Raw genomic sequence first — 19,059 nt, forward strand, 5'->3', positions numbered from 1 at the left:
TGGCTCCTTTACTTCTTCCGTGACCGGCTGGATTCGACATGACCGCTCAGCGGCACGCGGATGTGCGGACGCTGAACTCGGTGGTGAAGCACGGGGTGGAGCGGGCCCCGGTGGGCCGGCGGCGGGTCAGCGGTCGGCGCTGAGCACCTTGCTGATGGCCTCGGAGGCCGTCCGGGCGGCCTCCTTCGGGTCCTGCCCGGTCAGCACGGCCGTCATGAAGGGCTTGATCGGGTTCTTCGCCTCGACCTCGGCCCAGAGGGCGGACTTCGGGGTGGCCCGGCCCTGGGCGGCGCCGACGGCCATCGTGGCGGCGCCCTCGTTGCCGGCGACCACGTGCGCGAGGGTGGTCTTGTTCGGTACGTAGCTCATCGTGCGGGCGAGTTCCGTCTGCCACCTCTCGCTGACGAGGGCCGTGATCACGTCGACCGCGTGCTGACGCTGCTTCGTGCGCTCCGGGATGATCAGGTCCGAGCCGCCGGTGAAGACGGCTCCCGGCTTGTCGGAGGTCTTGCCGGGGATCGGGAAGTAGCCGAGCTTGCCCTTGAGCGCGGGGTTGGCGGCCTCGATCCCGGCGACCTGGCCGGGCGGGGCGATGATCTGGGCGACCTGGCCGCGGGCGAAGACCTCCGACTGCGGGGGCGTCTCCTCGTCCGCGTCCTTGGGGCCGTCGCCGAGGGCCTGGAGCTGCTTGTAGAACTCCATGCCGGCCAGGGCCTTCTCCTCGTCGAGGGTGCCGACCCACCGGCTGCCGGTCTCGACGGCGAGTTCGCCGCCCTCGTCCCAGATGAACCCGGCGAGGACGTACCAGTTCTGGCCGGCCAGGTAGATGCCCTGCTGCTCCGACTTGTCGAGTTTCTGGGTCGTCTGGATCCACTCCGCGCGGTTCTTGGGGGTGCTCTTGATCCCGGCGTTGGCGAAGAGCTCCCTGTTGTAGATCACCACCCGGTTGGCGGCGTACCACGGGACTCCGTACTGGGCGCCGTCGATGCTCCCCGGGTCGGACAGGCCCTTGATCCAGTCCTTGCCGCCCCATTCGCGCAGCCCTTCGAGGGTGAGCTCTTCGAGGCCGCCGGTCTCGATGTACTGGGCGACCTGGGTGTTGCCGACCTCGATGACGTCGGCAACCTCCTTGCTCCGGCCCTCCAGCACGGCGTTGACCTTCTCGCCGATGCCCGTCCACTCCTGGATCCGGACGTCCAGGTCGACGCCGGGGTGCTCCTGCTCGAAGGACGCGGTGAACTTGCCGATGAAGTCGTCCGAGGCGCTGCCCTTCATCAGCCAGAGCGTCACCTTCTGCGCGCTTCCGGCCGCGTCACCCGACTGGCCGCAGCCCGTCAGGGCGGCCACGGCGGCGAGGGCGGTGCACACGGCAAGGAAGCGCATCTTCACGAAAGGTCACCTTCTGGGGACGGATCTCGGATGGCTTGAAATTGGCATAGACCAATGGGTGGGTCAAGGGCCTTTCGCTCGGGACTGTTCACGCAAAGTTCGCGGAGCCGGACTTACTGGGGCACCGTAGAACGAGGCACAAGCCACCCAGCGTCGGGAGACCCCCATGTCCAATCACACGTACCGGGTGACCGAAATCGTCGGCACCTCCCACGAGGGCATCGATCAGGCCATCCGCAACGGGATCGCCCGTGCGGGCCAGACCGTGCGCAATCTCGACTGGTTCGAAGTCGTCCAGGTGCGCGGGCACATCGAAAACGGAGAGATCGCCCACTACCAGGTGGGGCTCAAGGTCGGCTTCCGCCTCGAAGGCGAGGACTGAGCCCGGGCCTTGCCGCCCCACAGCCCTCAGGTCCGACCCTCACCCTCCTGGGCGGCCTTGAGCTCCGGCGCCTCCGCCGCCCAGTTGGCGAGCACGACCCGGAACCCGGCGGCGCGGGCGGCCTGACAGACGAGTTCGTCGTCGTCCACGAGCATGCGCACCTCCCGGCCCCGGGCGATCCGCTTCAGCACCTCCAGCTTGGTCGTCCGGGCCGGGCGCCGGTCCTGGTTCCCGCGCATCCACACCCGGCCCTCGGGCAGGCCGTGCCGGGTGAGCCAGTCCACCGTGTCCGCCCGGCACCGCTCCGGGCGCCCCGTCAGGTACACCACCTCGCAGTCGGCGGCGCTCTGCACCGCCATGGACACCCCGCGCGCCAGCGGCGGATCGGCCGGGGCCGCGCCGAAGAAGCCGGTCCAGTCGCGGGGGCGGCGCTCCAGGAAGTGCTGGCGGTGGGCCGTGTCCGCCAGGGTGTTGTCGATGTCGAAGACGGCCAGCGGTCTGTGCGTGTTCTCGGTCATCCCGCAACCCTAGGGAATCCTCACGGCGCCCCGGTGTTGAGACCTGTGTGATCCGAAAACTCTCCCTGCTCGACCGGTCCCGCACCCGCGAGGGCCACCCGGCCCCCGAGGCCCTGCGGGACACCGTGGACCTGGCCCGGACGGCCGAGGAGCTCGGCTACCACCGCTTCTGGGTCTCGGAGCACCACAGCGTGCCCGGCGTCGCGGGCTCCGCGCCGACCGTGCTGGCCGCGGCCGTGGCCGCGGCCACCCGGCGGATCCGGGTCGGCACGGGCGGGGTCATGCTGCCCAACCACCAGCCGCTGGTGGTCGCGGAGCAGTTCGGGGTCCTGGAGGCACTGTTCCCCGGCCGGATCGACATGGGGCTCGGCCGTTCGGTGGGCTTCACCGACGGCATCCGGCGGGCCCTGGGCCGCGGCACCGGGGACGCCGACCGGTTCGAGGAGCAGCTGGCCGAGCTGCTGGGCTGGCTCGACGGCGGCCAGCAGGCCCATCCGCAGGTGCACGCCCGCCCCTCCGAGGGGCTGCGGATACCGGCGTACGTGCTCGCCACGGGCGAAGGGGCCGCGATCGCCGCGCGGGCCGGCCTGCCGCTCGTGGTCGGAGACCTGCGGGCGCGCGGCCGGGTCACCGAGGTCGTCGAGGCCTACCGCAAGGCGTTCCGCGCCTCCGCGTGGGGCGCCGAGCCGTACGTGGTGGTCTCCGGGACGGTGGCGGTGGCCGCCGGCGCCGAGGAGGCCCGGCGGATCCTGGTCCCCGAGGCCTGGTCCCTCGCCTACTCCCGCACGCGGGGCAGCTTCCCTCCGCTGCGGCCGGCCGAGGAGGTCGAGGCCCTGGCCATGACCCCGAAGGAGCGCGAGCTGTACGAGGGCGCCCTGGCCGGGCACATCCACGGCACGGAGGAGCAGGTCGCGGCGGAGCTGGCCGAGGTCGCCGCGCTGACCGGCGCAGACGAGCTGCTGGTCACCACCTCCACCTACGACCGGACGGCGCTGCTGGACTCCCACCGCAGGCTGGCCCGGATCGCCGGCCTCTGAAGGCGCCGAGGCCCTCTAAAGTAGGACGAATGCACCAGCCCGCCGATGCCGGTTCCGCCGACGCCCGTCCCGCCCCTGATTCCCGCGTACGCGTCCGGGGCGCCCGGGAGCACAACCTGCGCGGCGTCGACGTGGACATCCCGCGCGACGCGCTGACCGTGTTCACCGGGGTCTCCGGATCCGGGAAGAGCTCGCTCGCCTTCGGCACGATCTACGCCGAGGCCCAGCGCCGGTACTTCGAGTCCGTGGCCCCGTACGCCCGTCGGCTCATCCACCAGATCGGCGCCCCGAAGGTGGACTCCATCACGGGGCTGCCGCCCGCCGTCTCCCTGGAGCAGCGCCGCTCGTCCCCGGGATCGCGGTCCTCGGTGGGGACGGTGACCCTGCTGTCCAACTCGCTGCGGATGCTGTACTCGCGGGCCGGCAGCTACCCGCCGGGGGCCGGGCGGCTCGACTCCGACGCCTTCTCCCCCAACACCGCCGCCGGGGCCTGCCCTTCGTGCCACGGGCTCGGCCGGATCCACCGCACCAGCGAGGAACTGCTCGTCCCCGACCCCGGCCTGTCGATCCGTCAGGGTGCCATCGCGGCCTGGCCCGGCGCCTGGCAGGGGAAGAACCTGCGGGACATCCTGGAGGCGCTGGGCCACGACGTCGACCGTCCGTGGCGGGAGCTCCCGGCGAAGGACCGCGAGTGGATCCTGTTCACCGAGGAGCAGCCGGTGGTGACCGTGCACCCGGTGCGCGAGGCGGAGCGGATCCAACGGCCTTACCAGGGCACGTACATGAGCGCCCACCGCTATGTGATGCGCACCTTCTCCGACAGCAAGAGCGCCACCCTGCGGGCCCGGGCGGAGGGCTTCCTCGCCGACTCCCCCTGCCCGGTGTGCGAGGGGCGGCGGCTGCGCCCCGAGGCCCTGGCCGTGACCTTCGCGGGGTACGGGATCGCCGAGCTGGCGGCCATGGCGCTGACCGGCCTGGACGCCGTACTCGCCGCCGCGCCCGTGGAGGGCGAGGCGTCGCGGGTGCTCGTGCAGGACCTGCGCGCGCGGATCGGGCCGGTGGTGGAGCTGGGGCTGGGCTACCTGAGCCTGGACCGCGCCGCGCCGACCCTGTCCGCGGGCGAGCTGCAGCGGCTGCGGCTGGCGACGCAGCTGCGGTCGGGGCTGTTCGGGGTGGTGTACGTCCTGGACGAGCCGTCGGCGGGGCTGCACCCGGCCGACACCGAGGCGCTGCTCGGGGTCCTGGACCGGCTGAAGGAGGCCGGGAACACGGTGTTCGTCGTGGAGCACGACCTGGCGGTGGTGCGGCACGCGGACTGGCTGGTGGACGTGGGACCACAGGCCGGGGAGCACGGCGGGCAGGTCCTGTACAGCGGGCCGCCGCGGGAGCTGGCCGGTGTGGCGGACTCGGCGACGGCCCGGCACCTGTTCGCGGCGCCGGAGCCGGCCGTGGCGCGGCGCCCGGTGCGCGAGGCCACCGGGTCGGTGCGCCTGAGCGGGGTCGACCGGCACAACCTGCGGGACGTGCACGTGCCGTTCCCGCTCGGCGTGTTCACCGCGGTGACCGGGGTGTCGGGGTCGGGCAAGTCCACACTGGTGGGCCAGGTACTGGCCCGGGAGGTCGCCGAGCGGCTGGCGGAACCGGACTTCCCGGTACGGCGGCTGGTGGAGGTGGACCAGAGGCCGATCGGCCGCACCCCCCGGTCCAACCTGGCCACGTACACCGGGCTGTTCGACGTTGTCCGCAGGCTGTTCACGGCGGCGCCGGAGGCGAGGGCGCGCGGCTGGAAGGCGGGCCGGTTCTCCTTCAACGTGGCGGGCGGCCGGTGCGAGACCTGTCAGGGCGAGGGCTTCGTCTCGGTGGAGCTGCTCTTCCTGCCGAGTACGTACGCCCCGTGCCCCCGGTGCGCGGGTGCGCGGTACAACGCCGAGACCCTCGAGGTCAGGTACGCGGGGCTGAACATCGCGGAGGTGCTGGGGCTGACGGTGGAGTCGGCGGCTGGCTTCTTCGCGGAGGTCCCGGCGGCCGCGCGCAGCCTGCGGGCGCTGGAGGACATCGGGCTGGGCTACCTGCGGCTCGGGCAGCCGGCCACCGAGCTGTCGGGCGGCGAGGCGCAGCGGATCAAGCTGGCCGCGGAACTGCAGCGGCTGCGCCGGGACCACACGCTGTACCTGCTGGACGAGCCGACGACCGGGCTGCACCCGGCCGATGTGCGGGTGCTGCTGCGGCAGTTGCACGGGCTGGTGGACGCCGGGCACTCGGTGGTGGTCGTGGAGCACGACATGGAGGCGGTGGCGCGCGCGGACTGGGTCATCGACCTGGGTCCGGGCGGGGGCACGGAGGGCGGCCGGATCGTCGCCTCGGGCACCCCGGCTGAGGTCGCCGCGGCAGGGACGGGGCGCACGGCGCCGTACCTGGCCCGGGCCCTGGGGAAGTAGCCGGACCCGGTTACGCGTCTCCGGGGAGCAGGTGCTGCGGGAGTTCGCGGAAGCTCCACCGGCCCTGGCTGCGGGTGAACGTCCAGACGAGGTCGTAGCGGTCGGGCCAGGTGGCGGGGACCCCGAGGACCTCGTGGGCGCCGAGTGCGCGGACCAGCCGGGGGATGCCGCTGTGCTCCCAGCAGACCAGCACCGGCATAGGGGCGAGCAGTGCGGCGCGGACGAGGGCCGGTTCGGCGCCGACGGCGAACTCGGCGCGTGCGGGGGTGCGCAGCGCGGTGGCCAGCGCCGCGACGGTCTGCTTGCACCGGGCGGGTGCCGTGCCCTTGCCGCCCGCCGCGAAGACGGCGGCGGGGCGGGGCAGCGAGGAGCCGCGGGCCGGCGGGAAGAGCCGCGGGAGCTCCTCGGCCCGGCGCCAGCCGCGGCCGGCGAGCGAGCCGGGGTCGTCCTCGCCCTCCTCGTCCCAGCCGGAGTCGCCGGCGTACGGCTTCTCCGCGTGCCGGATCACCATGATCAGGGCGTCCTTGGCTCCGGCCTGCGCGCCGGGCGCCGGCCGTGCGGGCTCCTCCGCGGAGCAGCCGGCCACGGCCAGCGGGGCGAGGGCAGCGGCCAGCACGGCTCGGCGGCGCGGTCCGTACCCTGCGGGGGGATGTGGCATGGGTGCACTGTCCCCCACGGGCCCGGCCGCGCCGGGGCGCGGCGCGGCGTAGGGCCCGTACGAGCGCCCGGTCGGCGGATCGGGTCGGCCGGTCGGCCGGGGCCGGGCGCCCGGTCAGCCCTTGCGGACCGCCCGCAGCCACTCCTTGTTCATGGCGGCGATGGACGGGAGCGGGATGCCCTTCGGGCAGGCCGTGGCGCATTCGCCGGTGAGGGTGCAGCCGCCGAAGCCCTCCTCGTCCATCGCGGCCACCATGTCCAGGACGCGGCTCTCCCGCTCGGGTGAGCCCTGCGGGAGGGCGCCCAGGTGGTTGACCTTGGCGGAGGTGAAGAGCATCGCGGAGCCGTTGGGGCAGGCCGCCACGCAGGCGCCGCAGCCGATGCACTCGGCGTGCTCGAACGCGAAGTCGGCGTCGGCCTTGGGCACGGCGGTGGCGTGCGCTTCGGGGGCGGAGCCGGTGGGGGCGGTGATGTAGCCGCCGGCCTGGATGATGCGGTCGAAGGCGCCGCGGTCGACGACGAGGTCCTTGACCACCGGGAACGCGGCGGCCCGCCAGGGTTCGACGTCGATGGTGTCGCCGTCGGCGAAGGACCGCATGTGGAGCTGGCAGGTGGTGGTGCGTTCCGGGCCGTGGGCGTCGCCGTTGATGACGAGGCTGCACGCGCCGCAGATGCCCTCGCGGCAGTCGTGGTCGAAGGCGACCGGGTCCTCGCCCCGCAGGATGAGGTCCTCGTTGAGGGTGTCGAGCATCTCGAGGAAGGACATGTCCCGGGAGATGCCGTCGACCTCGTAGGAGGCCATGGCGCCGGGGGCGTCGGGGCCGTGCTGGCGCCAGACGCGCAGGGTGAGCTTCATGCGTAGCTCCGCTGGGTGGGGTGGACGTACTCGAAGACGAGGTCTTCCTTGTGCAGGACGGGGGCGGCGCCGGTGCTCCGGAACTCCCAGGCCGCAGCGTAGGAGAACTCCTCGTCGCGGCGCTCGGCCTCGCCCTCCGGGGTCTGGGACTCCTCGCGGAAGTGGCCGCCGCAGGATTCGGCGCGGTGGAGCGCGTCGAGGCACATCAGCTCGGCGAGCTCCAGGTAGTCGACGATGCGGTTGGCCTTCTCCAGCGACTGGTTGAACTCTTCACCGGTGCCGGGGACCTTGATCCGGCGCCAGAACTCCGCGCGGATCTGCGGGATCCGGTCGAGTGCCTTGCGCAGGCCCTCCTCGGTGCGGGCCATCCCGCAGTACTCCCACATGAGTTCGCCGATCTCGCGGTGGAAGGAGTCGGGGGTGCGGTCGCCGTCGACCGAGAGCAGCCTCGCGAGCCGCTCGCGGGTCTCCCGTACGGCTTCCCGGGCCTCGGGGTGGGTGTCGTCGACGGCCTCCCGGTGCGGGTGGCGTGCCAGGTAGTCGTTGATGGTGGCGGGCAGGACGAAGTAGCCGTCGGCGAGGCCCTGCATGAGGGCGGAGGCGCCGAGGCGGTTCGCGCCGTGGTCGGAGAAGTTGGCCTCGCCGATCGCGAAGAGGCCGGGGACGGTGGTCTGGAGGTCGTAGTCGACCCACAGGCCGCCCATCGTGTAGTGCACGGCGGGGTAGATCCGCATGGGGACCTCGTACGGGTTCTCGGCGGTGATCCGCTCGTACATCTCGAAGAGGTTGCCGTACTTCTCGGCGACCTTGTCGCGGCCCATGCGGCGGATGGCATCGGCGAAGTCGAGATAGACGCCCTGGCCGCCGGGGCCGACGCCGCGGCCCTCGTCGCAGACGTTCTTGGCGGCGCGGGAGGCGATGTCGCGGGGTACGAGGTTGCCGAAGGAGGGGTAGATCCGCTCCAGGTAGTAGTCGCGCTCCGCCTCGGGGATCTCGGCGGCGGGGCGGGTGTCGCCCTTGGCCTTGGGGACCCAGATGCGGCCGTCGTTGCGCAGGGACTCGCTCATCAGGGTGAGCTTGGACTGGTGGTCGCCGGTGCGCGGGATGCAGGTGGGGTGGATCTGGGTGAAGCAGGGGTTGGCGAAGTAGGCGCCGCGCCGGTGCGCCCGCCAGACGGCGGTCGCGTTGGAGTTCATGGCGTTGGTGGAGAGGTAGAAGACGTTGCCGTAGCCGCCGCTCGCCAGCACCACCGCGTCGGCGTAGTGGGTGGAGACCTCGCCGGTGACGAGGTCGCGGGCCACGATGCCGCGGGCCACGCCGTCGACGGTGATCAGGTCGAGCATCTCGGTGCGCGCGTGCATCTCCACGTTGCCCGCGGCGATCTGCCGGGAGAGTGCCTGGTAGGCGCCGAGGAGGAGCTGCTGGCCCGTCTGGCCGCGGGCGTAGAAGGTGCGGGAGACCTGGACCCCGCCGAAGGAGCGGGTGTCGAGGAGGCCGCCGTACTCGCGGGCGAAGGGGACGCCCTGGGCGACGCACTGGTCGATGATCTCGACGGAGATCTGGGCGAGGCGGTGGACGTTGGACTCGCGGGCGCGGAAGTCCCCGCCCTTGACGGTGTCGTAGAAGAGGCGGTGCACCGAGTCGCCGTCGTTGCGGTAGTTCTTGGCGGCGTTGATGCCGCCCTGGGCGGCGATGGAGTGGGCGCGGCGCGGGGAATCGGAGAAGCAGAACTGGACGACGTGGTAGCCCTGTTCGGCGAGGGTCGCGCCGGCGGAGCCGCCGGCCAGGCCGGTGCCGACGACGATCACGGTGTGCTTGCGGCGGTTGGCCGGGTTGACGAGCTTGGCCTCGAAGCGGCGGCGGTCCCAGCGGTCCGCGACCGGGCCTCCGGGGGCCTTGGTGTCGGCGAGGGGTTCGCCGGTGGTGTAGCGGGTGTAGTCGTTTCCGAGGTCGCTCATGGTCAGTTCACCCATCCGGTCATGACGGCCACGGGGACGGAGACGAAACCCGCGAAGAGGACGAGGGCCAGGGCGTCGGCCAGGAACTTCAGCGGACGCTCGCGGCGGGCGCTGCCCGCGCCGAGGGTCTGGGCGGCACTCCAGAAGCCGTGCCGGACGTGCAGGCCGAGGGCCGCCATCGCCACGATGTAGATCGTGTTGCCGTACCAGGTGGAGAAGGTGGCCAGGACGTTCTCGTACGGGTGCCCGGCCCAGGCGCGTTCGTTGACGGTCAGCGTGGTGAGGTCGAGCACGTGCCAGACGATGAAGAGGCCCAGGATGACGCCGCCCCAGCGCATGGTGCGGGTCGCGTAGCTCGCCTTGCGGCGCTTGTGGGCGTACTTCACCGGCCGGGCCCGGATGCCGCGGCGGCTGAGCTGGTACGCGGACACGGCGTGCGCCACGACCGCGGCGAGCAGCACCACGCGGACGATCCACAGGGCCCACTCGTGGTGCAGGAAGGGCGAGCCGAGGGTGCGCAGCCAGTGGGCGTAGCCGTTGAACTCCCCCGCCCCGAAGAAGATCTTGAGATTGCCGAGCATGTGCACGACGAGGTAGCCGAGCATGATCAGGCCGGACACGGCCATCACGGACTTCTTGCCGACGGACGAGTCCCAGATCGTGCGTGTGGTGGACGGCCGTCGACCCGTCCGCGTTGCCAGAGCCATGCCATCGACCGTAAGGACCTAGGTCCCGAAAGGTCCAAGACATGATGAGGCTGATCTCCATAGGGAATGTCTATGGTCGTCTTATTCTGGGCCCATGCAGTTTCAACAGCTTCTCTACTTCGTCGCCGTCGCCGACACCCGGCACTTCACTCGGGCCGCGGAACAGGTGCATGTGGCCCAGCCCTCGCTGTCCCAGCAGATCAGGGCGCTGGAGCGGGAGCTGGGCGCCGAGTTGTTCAGCCGGGCGCGGGGCAACATCGCGCTCACGGACGCGGGCGAGGCGCTGCTGCCGCTGGCCCGGCGGATCCTGGCGGACGCGGACACCGCGCGGCTGGAGGTGCAGGAGCTGGCGCAGCTGCGGCGCGGGCGGGTCCGGCTGGGCGCCACGCCGAGCGTCTGCACGGGCCTGCTGCCGGACGTCCTGCGCGCCTTCCACGGCGCACATCCGGGGATCGAGCTGCTGATCGAGGAGAGCGGTTCGCTCGACCTCGTGCGGGAACTGGCCCGCGGCGCCTTGGACCTGGCCCTGATCGCGCTGCCGCTGCCGCCTTCGGCTCCGGCGCTGACCACGGTGGAGCTGCTGACCGAGGATCTGGTGGTGGTCTCGTCCGCGGAGCTGCCGGCGCCGGGCGGGGGCGGGGCGCTGACCATCTCCGGGCTGCGCGACGAGCCGATGGTGATGTTCCGGCACGGGTACGACCTGCGGGAGCTGACGGTCGCGGCCTGCCGCGCGGAGGGCTTCGAGCCGGTGTTCACCGTGGAGGGCGGCGAGATGGACGCGGTACTCGGCTTCGTACGGGCGGGGTTGGGCGTCGCGGTGGTCCCGGCGATGGTGGTGGACCGCGCCGGGCCGAGCCTCAGGGCGACCCCCCTGGCGGGCTCGCCGCTGCGCCGCACGATCGCACTGGCCCACCGCACCGACGTGGCTCCCCCGCGCGCGGCGCGCGAGCTGAAGCGGATGCTGGTGGGCTGACGCCGCCCGCAACGGGGAACGGAACGTCGCCGCAGTCCGCGATCTCGTGGACGGGGGCACTGCGCTCCAGCTGAACGACGTCGCCCGCCCTGCGCACGGCGAGCAGGCCCTGGCCTCGCTACCGGACGGCTTGTGCGTCCGACATTCCCCGGCCGCTCCGCGTCAGCCGGTTGAACCGGCCGAACCGGCCGAACCGGCTGGCGTAACGCCGGGGCGTATGGGCAGCACCCGGTCGAGCCCGCCGGCCAGCATGCCGAACGCGGCGTTCGCGTCGGCCACGGCCCCCGGGTGGACCTCGTCGGCGCTCCGCCCGGCGTCGATCCGGCGCCAGTTCTCCCGGCCCAGCTCCTGGCGGACCGTCACCAGGTGCAGCGCCCCCAGCCGGGCGGTGAGCGACGGGGTGGACTCGGCCTCGAGGGCGGCCGCGAGCAGTTCCACCTCGCGGGCGGTGTAGCGGGCGAGGCGGGACTCCAGGCTGGCGGTGGAGAAGACCAGCCGCTCGAAGGCGAGGACCGCGGGATGGTCGCAGAGCCCGGTGATCGGGTCCCGCCGGTCGAGGGCCGCCAGGAAGTGCTCACGTATGGCGGCGACGGGGCCCTGCCCGGCCGGCCGTTCGCGCACGATGCGCGCCGCCTCGTCCTGATGGTCGGCGAACTGGTCCAGGACCAGGTCCTCCTTGGTCGGGAAGTACCGGAACAGCGTGGGCTTGGAGACTTCCGCCGCCGCGGCGACGTCCGCCACGGAGACGGAGTCAAAACCGTGTTCCAGGAAGAGTTCAAGCGCCGTCGCCGCCAGCCGGCGGCGCGTACGGAGCTTCTTGTTCTCGCGCAGACCCGTCGTGTTGTCCATGCGTCACACCCTAGCACCGGTTCGTTACTGAGTTACATACCGAACTCAGTTATTTTTTTGACCGGGTTGCTTTTTTTGGGACGAGCCGCTTTCCTGGAGTCATCGACGTGACGAGAGGACTTCCGATGACCGACGTACTGATCGCGGGCTCCGGCCCCACCGGACTCGCCCTGGCCTGCGAACTGGCCCTTCGCGGTATCGCCGTCCGGATCCTCGAGCGGCGTTCCGGACCCCATCGCGAGTCCCGGGGCAAGGGCCTCGACGCGAGCAGCCTCGAGGCCTTCGCCCGGCTCGGTGTCGCCGAGCGGCTCTGCGCCATCGGCAACCCGGGCGTGATCCTGCGCAAGTACTTCGACGGCGCCCACATCAACGACACACCGGCCGGCAGCAACGGGCTCCTGATCGGCCAGTGGCAGGTCGAGGAGGTCCTCCGCGAACGGCTGGCCGGCCTCGGCGTCCCGATCGAGTACGGGGCCGGAGTCGTCGGGATCACCCAGGACGCGGGCGGGGTCACCGCGCGGCTGGCCGACGGCCGGTCGGTCCGCGCGGGCTACGCCGCGGGATGCGACGGCGGCCACAGCTCGATCCGGGAGCTCCTCGGGATCCCCTTCGAAGGACGGACGGAGGAGAAGGTGTCGATGGTGCTCGGAGACGTGACGGCGCCCGGGCTGAGCCGGGACCACTGGCATCAGTGGTTCACCTCGGACGGCGGCGGCATACTGCTCTGCCCGATACCGGGGACGGACATCTTCCAGCTCCAGGCCCCGCCCGAGGCCGACGAGCGGGGCGAGCCGCTGCCGCCCTCGCTCGAGAGCTTCCAGCGGCTCTTCGACCGGCACGCCCGGATGCCGGGGATCCGGCTGGCGGATCCGACCTGGCTCTCCTCGTGGCAGATCAACGTCCGCATGGCCGCCCGGATGCGCGAAGGCCGGGTCTTCCTCGCCGGGGACGCGGCGCACGTCCACCCGATAGCCGGCGGGCTGGGGATGAACACCGGGATTCAGGACGCGGCCGCCCTCGCCCGGACCCTGGCCGCCGCCGTCACCGGCCCGGCTCCGGAAGGTGTGCTCGACGTGTACGAGGCCGAGCGCCTGCCGGTGGCGGCCGAGGTGCTGGCCGACACCTCCCGGCGGATGGAGCGGGTGATGGCGGCGGTCCGCGAGCCGGGGCGCGGGACGGAGGCGGGCATGAGCTGACCGGCAGGCCCGCTCTCGGCGCCCGCCACCGCCGCCCGCTCCCCGGGCGGGTGGGCGGGTGGGCGGCCGGTGTCAGGACGGTGTGGGCACGGCATCCGAGAGGGAGAGGTTGTGGATGCGGTCGGGGGCCCCCGGGCGCGCGTAGTACCAGCCCTGGGCGGTGTCGCAGCCGAGGTCTCGGAGCTGGGCGGCCTGGGCTCCGGTCTCCACACCCTCGACGGTGACGGCGAGCTCGAGGCTGTGGGCCAGGGCGACGATCCCCTCCACGATCTTGACGTCGACCGGGTTGGCCGGGCTCTGCTGCATCCCCTGGGTGAAGGAGCGGTCCAGCTTCAGGACACTGACCGGAAGGCGGCGCAGGTTGGCCAGGTTCGAGTAGCCGGTGCCGAAGTCGTCGAGCGCGATGTCCACGCCGAGGGCGGCGAGCCGGCGCAGCGGTTCGAGGAGTTCGTCGTCGGCGCCGATCAGGGCCGACTCGGTGACCTCAAGGCACAGCGCGCCCGGGGCCAGGCCCGACTTCTCCAGCACGGCGACGGTGTCGGCGACCAGGCCGGGGTGGTGCAGCTGGGTCGGTGAGAGGTTGACGTTGATCCGCAGGGACGAGCCGCCGTGCTGGCGCTGCCAGTTGCGGGCCTGGCGGACGGCCTCCTCCAGGACCCAGCGGCCGAGCGGCACGATCAGCCCGGTCCGTTCGGCGAGCGGGATGAAGCGGTCCGGGCCGAGCACCCCGTACTGCGGGTGCGACCAGCGCACCAGCGCCTCCGCACCGTGCACGCTGCCGTCGTGCATGTGGACCAGCGGCTGGTACTCGATGAAGAACTCGCCGCGCTCCAGCGCCGCCGGCAGGGCGTTGGTCAGCCCGTGGCGGGTGATGGCCCGGGCGTCTGCCTCGGCGTCGGCGAACTCGAAGCGGTTGCCGCCGGCCGCCTTGGCCCGGTACATCGTGATGTCCGCACTGCGCAGCACCTCCGCGGGGGTGCGCTCGCGGGCCGGGCCCTCGACGATGCCGATGCTGCCCCGGACCGTCAGCTCGCGTCCCTCCAGCCGGATCGGCGTCGACAGGGCGGACAGGATGCGGACCGCCAGGTCGGTCACCTCCTGTTCGGTGTCCGGGCCGGTGGTCAAGGCGACGAACTCGTCTCCGCCGAGCCTGGCGACCACCTCGCCGGGGCCGGTCGCGCAGCTCTGCAGCCGGTCCGCGACCTCCACCAGCAGCCGGTCGCCCGCCGAGTGGCCGAGGCTGTCGTTGACCGCCTTGAACCCGTCGAGATCCAGGTAGCACAGGCCGAAGCGGCTGCCCCCGGCCCCGCTCAGGGCCTTCTCCAACCGCTCGAAGAACAGCGTCCGGTTGGGCAGTCCCGTCAGGGCGTCGTGGGTCGCCTCGTAGCGCAGGCGCAGGTTCAGCAGGCGGCGTTCGGTGGTGTCCTCCATCAGCGCCAGCTGGTAGCGCGGCACCCCGTCGGCGTCGCGCAGCAGCGACACCGTCAGGTTGGTCCACAGGACGGTGCCGTCGTGCCGGTAGTACGGCTTCTCCACACGGAAGCTCTCCCGCTCGCCGCGCACCAGCTCCCCGTACATGCGCCACACGTGCGGGGTGTCGTCGGGGTGTCCCCACTCGCTGACCTTGCGGCCCCGGACGTGTCCTTCCAGGCCGCCGAACATCTGCAGCAGCGCGTCGTTGACCTCGAGGATGTTCCCGTCCAGGTCGGCGATGCCGATCCCGACGGCCGCCCCCTCGAAGACCGCCCGGAAACGCTCCTCACTCGCGTGCAGGGCCTGCTGGGCGTCGATGCGGGCGGTCAGCGCCGAGCGGGCGATGGCCTCCTGCTCCTTGAGGGTGCGCTCGCGCAGGGCGCGGGCGAAGCCCGCCGCGATCCCGTGCTGGAGCCGGGCGCAGCGGGACCGGTACTCCTCGGTGTCGTCCGCACCGGAGCCCCCGGGCCAGCCGGGTCCGCAGTAGAGCACCAGGTACGACTCGATCACCCCGAGGGTGCCCGACAGCGCCTCGGGGTCGGTGCAGTGCACGGCGACGAGTTCCGCGCCGACCCGCTGGGAGACGGAGGCGTCGAAGGGCCGGGCGTGCAGGGCCTCGGCGAGCGTCCAGGTGAGCGGGACGAGATGCCGTTCGAACTCGGCACGGGTCAGCGAGGTCGCCGTGACCGGAAAGATCGCCCGCCCCCAGATGGTCGCGAAGCGGGCGATCCGGTCCTCGATACCGCCTTTGGGAGCCGCCGGCGGCTCCGCCGCCCGGGATTCCGCCGCCTCGGGCCCGGGGGCCGGTACTCCGGCGCGCGCCGCGGCGGCGTCCGGCGTGCCCGCCGTCTGTGCAGGAAGTCTCACGCCTTGCGTCCCACGCCGCCGTAGCCGGAGAAGGCGTACGGGTCCTCTTGGACCGCGCCGTCCTCAGCGGACTCGGCGCGGTCCGGCCGCCAGTCGGGCATGGACACCAGACCGGGCTCCAGCATCTCGAACCCCTCGAAGAATCCGCGGATCCGCTCCCCGCTGCGCATGACGAGGGGGTTGCGGATGTCCCGGTAGACGCCGACGGCCCCGCCCGCGACCTCCTCCGTGAGCGGGATCCCCTCGAACGAGGCGTGCGTGAGGATCAGCAGGCTGCCGGGGGCCAGCGCGTCGCGCAGCTCGGCCACGGCCGCGTACGGGTCGTCCGCGTCCTCCAGGAAGTGCAGGACGGCGACGAGCAGGAGGGCCACCGGCCGGTCGAGGTCGAGCAGCCGGGTGACCTCCGGGGCGGCCAGGATGTCCTGCGGCTTGCGGAGGTCGGCGGCGACGACGGCGCTGCGCTCGTCGCCGGCCAGGACGGCCTGGCTGTGCGCGACGGCCACCGGGTCGTGGTCGACGTAGACCACGCGCGCCTCGGGGCTGGCGGCCTGCGCGATCTCGTGGACATTGCCGAAGGTGGGGATGCCGGAGCCGATGTCCAGGAACTGCGTGATGCCCTCGGCGACGGCGTGCCGCACGGTGCGGCGCATGAATGCCCGGTTGGCCTGCATGACCTTGGGCAGGCCCGGCATGAATTCCATGGCCCGGCGGGCCGCCTGGCGGTCGACCTCGAAATTGTGGGAGCCGCCCAGGTAGTAATCGTAGATGCGGGACACGCTCGGCACCGATATGTCGATGCCTGGCGGGGCCCAGGCGGGGCGCTCCATCGGGGTCTCCAAGCGTTGTTCCTACGGTGGTCCGTCCGCGGTCGGACTCCTGTCCGAGCCGAATGTACTGATCATTGCCCAACGGGGCGAGCAAAAGCGGAAATTGGCGATCCGTTCTTCGTCACACACCAAACACGCCTGCCGCACCCGTCCGGGAGAATGATCGATACCGACACATCCCTTTTGGGAATTGCGCGATGAGCGTCCGGAGTCGCCCGTCTGGCGACGCATGAGTGGCTCAAACCTTTCCCACAGGCACTCCACCCGTTCAGGCGAACCAGGGCTGACCCCCGCGTGTGCGGGCGTGCGCGAGCCCATGCTCCCCGGGTGAACAAAGCCTGTACCAGACGCCTGCTGGCGGTCCCGGTCCTGTTGTGGGCGGCCCTTTCCGTCACACCGGCCGTGGCTGATAGCTGCGCCTACGCGACGACCGGCTCCGGCGGCGGAGCTTCCGCCGTCACCCTGGTCGCCTCGGCCTCCAGCGGTGGCCGCGGAAGCGGTCCGGGTGGCGGACATCACGGCGGTGAGCACGGAGGCAAGCCCGGCGACCGGCCCGGTGGAGGCCACGGACACGGCGGGCACGACGGACACGGCGGGCACGGCGGACACGGACACCACTGCCCGCCACCGCCTCCCCCGCCCTGCCCGCCGAAGCCCTCGCCCCCGCCCCCGAAACCCACGCCGAAGCCGACTCCACCGCCGACGCCGACCCCGCCGCCCGAGCCCACGCCGCCGCCCCCGCCCCCGCCCCCGCCTGCGCCGAAACCCGTACCGAAGCCGGTGCCCAAGCCCGTCGCGCCGAAGCCGGCGCCGCCCGCCCCCGCACCGCCCCGGGTGTACAAGGCACCCGCCCCGCCCGCCCCAGCCCCCACCGCCACCCCCGTGACGCCACCCCCCGTGACCAGGCCGGTGGCCCGTCCCGCCTATCACGCACCCGCCCGCAAGCCGGTCGAACGCCACGTCTCGCCGGTGACCTTCACCCTGCTGACCGTGGCTCCCGCAGTCCTCGCGATCGTCGCGCTGCGCCCCCGGTAGCCCTCCTGCCCCGCCTGTCACCGATTTGGGAGTCATCTTGTCGGAATGGCTCGTCCTGACCATCGCGATGGCCGCGGCCTGTGCCGTGGTGCTGTCCATCGCCTTCTTCAACCACCGCAGGATCGGAGAGGACGACGATCCGAACGAAACCCCGGACGTCATCGAGTACATGACGATGATGATCGGGGTGATCTACGCGATCGTGCTGGGCCTGGCGATCGCCGGTGTCTGGGAGGGCCGCGGGGCCGCCCAGGAGTACGTGCGCCAGGAGGCACAGGCCCTCCACGAGGTCAGCGTCCGCTCCGAGGTCTACCCGGCCGAGGTCCGCAAGAAGATCCGGTCCGACGTCGACGCGTACGTGACGTACGTGGTGGACACGGAGTGGAGAGAGATGGCCGACCACGGCAAGCTCACGGCCCACGGCGGGGAACTGCTGGAACGGATCCGCCGGGACGTCACCGACTACGAGCCGCAGACGGACCACGAGGGGCAGGCGTACCAGCCGCTGGTCGACCAGGTGGCCGTGGTGGACGACGCCCGCAGTGCGCGCGGCCAGGGCGCCGGAGCCACGATGCCGGGGGTGGTGTGGTTCGGGCTCATCGCGGGGGCCCTGGTGACGGTCGGTCTGATCTTCACGCTGCAGATCCGGCGCTCCTTCCGGGAACTGCTGCTGGCCGGCCTGTTCAGCGCGCTGATCGCCTTCCTGCTGTTCCTGATCTGGGACTTCGACGCGCCTTTCGGGCGGGGCATCTCGGCCACCGCCGAACCGTTCCTGACCCAGTTCCCGCATCTGGGTCTCGAGGACTGAGGGCGCGCACCGTCCCGACGCCTGCGGAAGCTGTCGGCGGACGGCGTCAGGCAAACCGGGGACGGGCCTCCCGTCCCCGGTTCGGCCTAGGGACATGCCCCATTCGCCCGTTCCTGATCGCGGGCCGCGCCGCCCGGACCTAGCGTGGCGGACATCGAGGCGCACGACCCCCCACGTGCGGAAACCCCTTCCGCGACTGCTCCTCGGGGATCCGGAGAATCAACCATGGGTGCGATACGTACCTCCGCCACAGCCCTGCTGAGCGCCGGCGCCATGGGCGCCGTACTCGCGCTCGGCGCCCTCGGCGCGTCCTCCGCGGGCGCCGCGACCGCCGTCGAGGCACGGCAGGTCACCTCGTTCGGGTTCGCGATCACACCGTCCACGGTCGCGCCCGGCGGCCGGACGGTCCTCTCGGTGACCGGATGCAACGCCGCCTACGCCACTGCCTCCTCCGGGGTCTTCGACACCGTGAGCATCGCCCGCGGCCAGAGCGTACGGGTCAGGGTGGACCGGGACGCCCGGCGCGGAGCCGTCTACTCCGTCAGCTTCACCTGCAACGGGGAGACCGGCTCGGCCGATCTGACGATCGCGGGCGGCACGTCCGGGTTGGCGACCACCAGTTCCACGCAGACATCCACCCCGGACACCGCCGTCCCCACCACCGCCCGGGGCGTTCAGGGCGGCCTCGGCGGCAGCGTGGCCGGCATGGATCCCGTGGAACTCGGCGCGGGCGCCGGCCTCCTCCTCGCCGCCGCGGCCGGCACGGCGTACACCCTGCGCCGCCGCAGCAGCCGCCGCGGTCACTGAATCCCCGTCACCTCGCGCCGTCCCCGATCCGGATCGCCGGTAGCCGGTAGCCGGGGGCCCCCCGGGGCGGGGCCGGGCCCCGGGGGGCGCGGGGGGGGGGGGGGGGGCGGCGGGGCCCCCCCCCGGGGGCGCGGCGGGGGGGGGGGCGGGGGCGGGGGGCGGGGCCGGGGGGGGGGGGGTACTGGGGGGCGGGGGACTGGGGTGCGATGGTCATGGCGGCTCCTGATCCGGGCGCGGAGGGCCGGGCCGGCAGGTGTGCGGCCTGGCTCCTTTACTTCTTCC

General features: G+C 72.6%; 17 protein-coding genes. 8 read left to right on the plus strand and 9 right to left on the minus strand.

The window, feature by feature from the left end; all coding sequences use genetic code 11:
- Nucleotides 1-126: 126 nt before the first annotated feature.
- Nucleotides 127-1,389, minus strand: a complete 1,263-nt coding sequence (locus tag ACIPUC_RS04750; protein WP_446586732.1) for an extracellular solute-binding protein — start codon at nt 1,387-1,389, stop codon at nt 127-129.
- Nucleotides 1,390-1,555: 166 nt separating this feature from the next.
- Between ACIPUC_RS04750 and ACIPUC_RS04755 the strand changes: the two genes are divergently transcribed.
- Nucleotides 1,556-1,771 (plus strand): dodecin, encoded by a 216-nt coding sequence (locus tag ACIPUC_RS04755; protein WP_030663252.1) that lies wholly within the window; start codon nt 1,556-1,558, stop codon nt 1,769-1,771.
- A 26-nt stretch (nt 1,772-1,797) separates the two neighbouring features.
- Here the strand turns inward: ACIPUC_RS04755 and ACIPUC_RS04760 are convergent, their stop codons facing one another.
- Nucleotides 1,798-2,289 (minus strand): phosphatase domain-containing protein, encoded by a 492-nt coding sequence (locus ACIPUC_RS04760; RefSeq protein WP_446586733.1) that lies wholly within the window; start codon nt 2,287-2,289, stop codon nt 1,798-1,800.
- A gap of 47 nt (nt 2,290-2,336) precedes the next feature.
- Here ACIPUC_RS04760 and ACIPUC_RS04765 point away from each other — a divergent pair, with 47 nt between their 5' ends.
- Together ACIPUC_RS04765 and ACIPUC_RS04770 are read left to right on the plus strand one after the other, a co-directional pair.
- Complete coding sequence (locus tag ACIPUC_RS04765; protein WP_446586734.1) at nt 2,337-3,326, plus strand: MsnO8 family LLM class oxidoreductase; 990 nt, start codon at nt 2,337-2,339, stop codon at nt 3,324-3,326.
- A 29-nt stretch (nt 3,327-3,355) separates the two neighbouring features.
- Nucleotides 3,356-5,764, plus strand: coding sequence for an ABC transporter (locus ACIPUC_RS04770; RefSeq protein WP_446586735.1), 2,409 nt, complete (start codon nt 3,356-3,358; stop codon nt 5,762-5,764).
- 10 nt (nt 5,765-5,774) lie between these two features.
- Here ACIPUC_RS04770 and ACIPUC_RS04775 read toward each other — a convergent pair whose 3' ends face one another.
- The 4 genes from ACIPUC_RS04775 to ACIPUC_RS04790 form a co-directional block, all read right to left on the minus strand.
- Nucleotides 5,775-6,422 carry a hypothetical protein gene (locus tag ACIPUC_RS04775; RefSeq protein WP_446586736.1) on the minus strand — a complete coding sequence of 216 codons (648 nt, stop codon included), beginning with the start codon at nt 6,420-6,422 and terminating at the stop codon, nt 5,775-5,777.
- Between the two features lie 114 nt (nt 6,423-6,536).
- Nucleotides 6,537-7,277 (minus strand): succinate dehydrogenase/fumarate reductase iron-sulfur subunit, encoded by a 741-nt coding sequence (locus ACIPUC_RS04780; protein ID WP_446586737.1) that lies wholly within the window; start codon nt 7,275-7,277, stop codon nt 6,537-6,539.
- A complete protein-coding gene (locus ACIPUC_RS04785; RefSeq protein ID WP_446586738.1) occupies nt 7,274-9,235 on the minus strand; it encodes a fumarate reductase/succinate dehydrogenase flavoprotein subunit in 1,962 nt (653 codons plus the stop codon). The genes ACIPUC_RS04780 and ACIPUC_RS04785 overlap by 4 nt, the downstream gene beginning before the upstream one ends.
- Before the next feature lie 2 nt (nt 9,236-9,237).
- Nucleotides 9,238-9,942: a succinate dehydrogenase gene (locus tag ACIPUC_RS04790; RefSeq protein ID WP_446586739.1), complete on the minus strand. Its 705-nt coding sequence runs from the start codon at nt 9,940-9,942 to the stop codon at nt 9,238-9,240.
- A gap of 94 nt (nt 9,943-10,036) precedes the next feature.
- Between ACIPUC_RS04790 and ACIPUC_RS04795 the strand changes: the two genes are divergently transcribed.
- Nucleotides 10,037-10,915 (plus strand): LysR family transcriptional regulator, encoded by an 879-nt coding sequence (locus ACIPUC_RS04795; RefSeq protein WP_446586740.1) that lies wholly within the window; start codon nt 10,037-10,039, stop codon nt 10,913-10,915.
- 162 nt (nt 10,916-11,077) lie between these two features.
- On the opposite strand, the gene ACIPUC_RS04800 is transcribed toward ACIPUC_RS04795, so the two are convergent.
- Entirely contained in the window at nt 11,078-11,764 is a 687-nt protein-coding gene (locus ACIPUC_RS04800; RefSeq protein WP_446586741.1) for a TetR/AcrR family transcriptional regulator, read from the minus strand.
- 125 nt (nt 11,765-11,889) lie between these two features.
- On the opposite strand from ACIPUC_RS04800, the gene ACIPUC_RS04805 reads away from it, so the two are divergent.
- Nucleotides 11,890-12,960 carry an FAD-dependent monooxygenase gene (locus tag ACIPUC_RS04805; protein WP_446586742.1) on the plus strand — a complete coding sequence of 357 codons (1,071 nt, stop codon included), beginning with the start codon at nt 11,890-11,892 and terminating at the stop codon, nt 12,958-12,960.
- Between the two features lie 72 nt (nt 12,961-13,032).
- Here the strand turns inward: ACIPUC_RS04805 and ACIPUC_RS04810 are convergent, their stop codons facing one another.
- Nucleotides 13,033-15,174, minus strand: coding sequence for a putative bifunctional diguanylate cyclase/phosphodiesterase (locus ACIPUC_RS04810; RefSeq protein ID WP_446586791.1), 2,142 nt, complete (start codon nt 15,172-15,174; stop codon nt 13,033-13,035).
- 122 nt (nt 15,175-15,296) lie between these two features.
- On the minus strand, nt 15,297-16,127 hold the full coding sequence (locus ACIPUC_RS04815; protein WP_446586792.1) for an SAM-dependent methyltransferase: 831 nt from the start codon (nt 16,125-16,127) through the stop codon (nt 15,297-15,299).
- An 897-nt stretch (nt 16,128-17,024) separates the two neighbouring features.
- Between ACIPUC_RS04815 and ACIPUC_RS04820 the strand changes: the two genes are divergently transcribed.
- The 3 genes from ACIPUC_RS04820 (at nt 17,025) to ACIPUC_RS04830 (ending at nt 18,777) form a co-directional block, all read left to right on the plus strand.
- Entirely contained in the window at nt 17,025-17,162 is a 138-nt protein-coding gene (locus tag ACIPUC_RS04820; protein WP_446586743.1) for a hypothetical protein, read from the plus strand.
- A gap of 37 nt (nt 17,163-17,199) precedes the next feature.
- Complete coding sequence (locus ACIPUC_RS04825) at nt 17,200-17,970, plus strand: bestrophin-like domain (protein WP_446586744.1); 771 nt, start codon at nt 17,200-17,202, stop codon at nt 17,968-17,970.
- A 225-nt stretch (nt 17,971-18,195) separates the two neighbouring features.
- Nucleotides 18,196-18,777: a hypothetical protein gene (locus ACIPUC_RS04830; RefSeq protein WP_446586745.1), complete on the plus strand. Its 582-nt coding sequence runs from the start codon at nt 18,196-18,198 to the stop codon at nt 18,775-18,777.
- Nucleotides 18,778-19,059 lie beyond the last annotated feature (282 nt).

Source organism: Streptomyces sp. LARHCF249, assembly GCF_052871255.1.

Excerpts from the sequence above, each read along its gene's own strand:
- ACIPUC_RS04795 (WP_446586740.1), top strand. The coding sequence starts at position 10,037 with ATGCAGTTTCAACAGCTTCTCTACTTCGTCGCCGTCGCCGACACCCGG.
- ACIPUC_RS04785 (WP_446586738.1), bottom strand. The coding sequence starts at position 9,235 with ATGAGCGACCTCGGAAACGACTACACCCGCTACACCACCGGCGAACCC.
- ACIPUC_RS04755 (WP_030663252.1), top strand. The coding sequence starts at position 1,556 with ATGTCCAATCACACGTACCGGGTGACCGAAATCGTCGGCACCTCCCAC.
- ACIPUC_RS04800 (WP_446586741.1), bottom strand. The coding sequence starts at position 11,764 with ATGGACAACACGACGGGTCTGCGCGAGAACAAGAAGCTCCGTACGCGC.
- ACIPUC_RS04775 (WP_446586736.1), bottom strand. The coding sequence starts at position 6,422 with ATGCCACATCCCCCCGCAGGGTACGGACCGCGCCGCCGAGCCGTGCTG.
- ACIPUC_RS04830 (WP_446586745.1), top strand. The coding sequence starts at position 18,196 with ATGGGTGCGATACGTACCTCCGCCACAGCCCTGCTGAGCGCCGGCGCC.
- ACIPUC_RS04815 (WP_446586792.1), bottom strand. The coding sequence starts at position 16,127 with ATGGAGCGCCCCGCCTGGGCCCCGCCAGGCATCGACATATCGGTGCCG.
- ACIPUC_RS04790 (WP_446586739.1), bottom strand. The coding sequence starts at position 9,942 with ATGGCTCTGGCAACGCGGACGGGTCGACGGCCGTCCACCACACGCACG.
- ACIPUC_RS04780 (WP_446586737.1), bottom strand. The coding sequence starts at position 7,277 with ATGAAGCTCACCCTGCGCGTCTGGCGCCAGCACGGCCCCGACGCCCCC.
- ACIPUC_RS04805 (WP_446586742.1), top strand. The coding sequence starts at position 11,890 with ATGACCGACGTACTGATCGCGGGCTCCGGCCCCACCGGACTCGCCCTG.
- ACIPUC_RS04760 (WP_446586733.1), bottom strand. The coding sequence starts at position 2,289 with ATGACCGAGAACACGCACAGACCGCTGGCCGTCTTCGACATCGACAAC.
- ACIPUC_RS04770 (WP_446586735.1), top strand. The coding sequence starts at position 3,356 with ATGCACCAGCCCGCCGATGCCGGTTCCGCCGACGCCCGTCCCGCCCCT.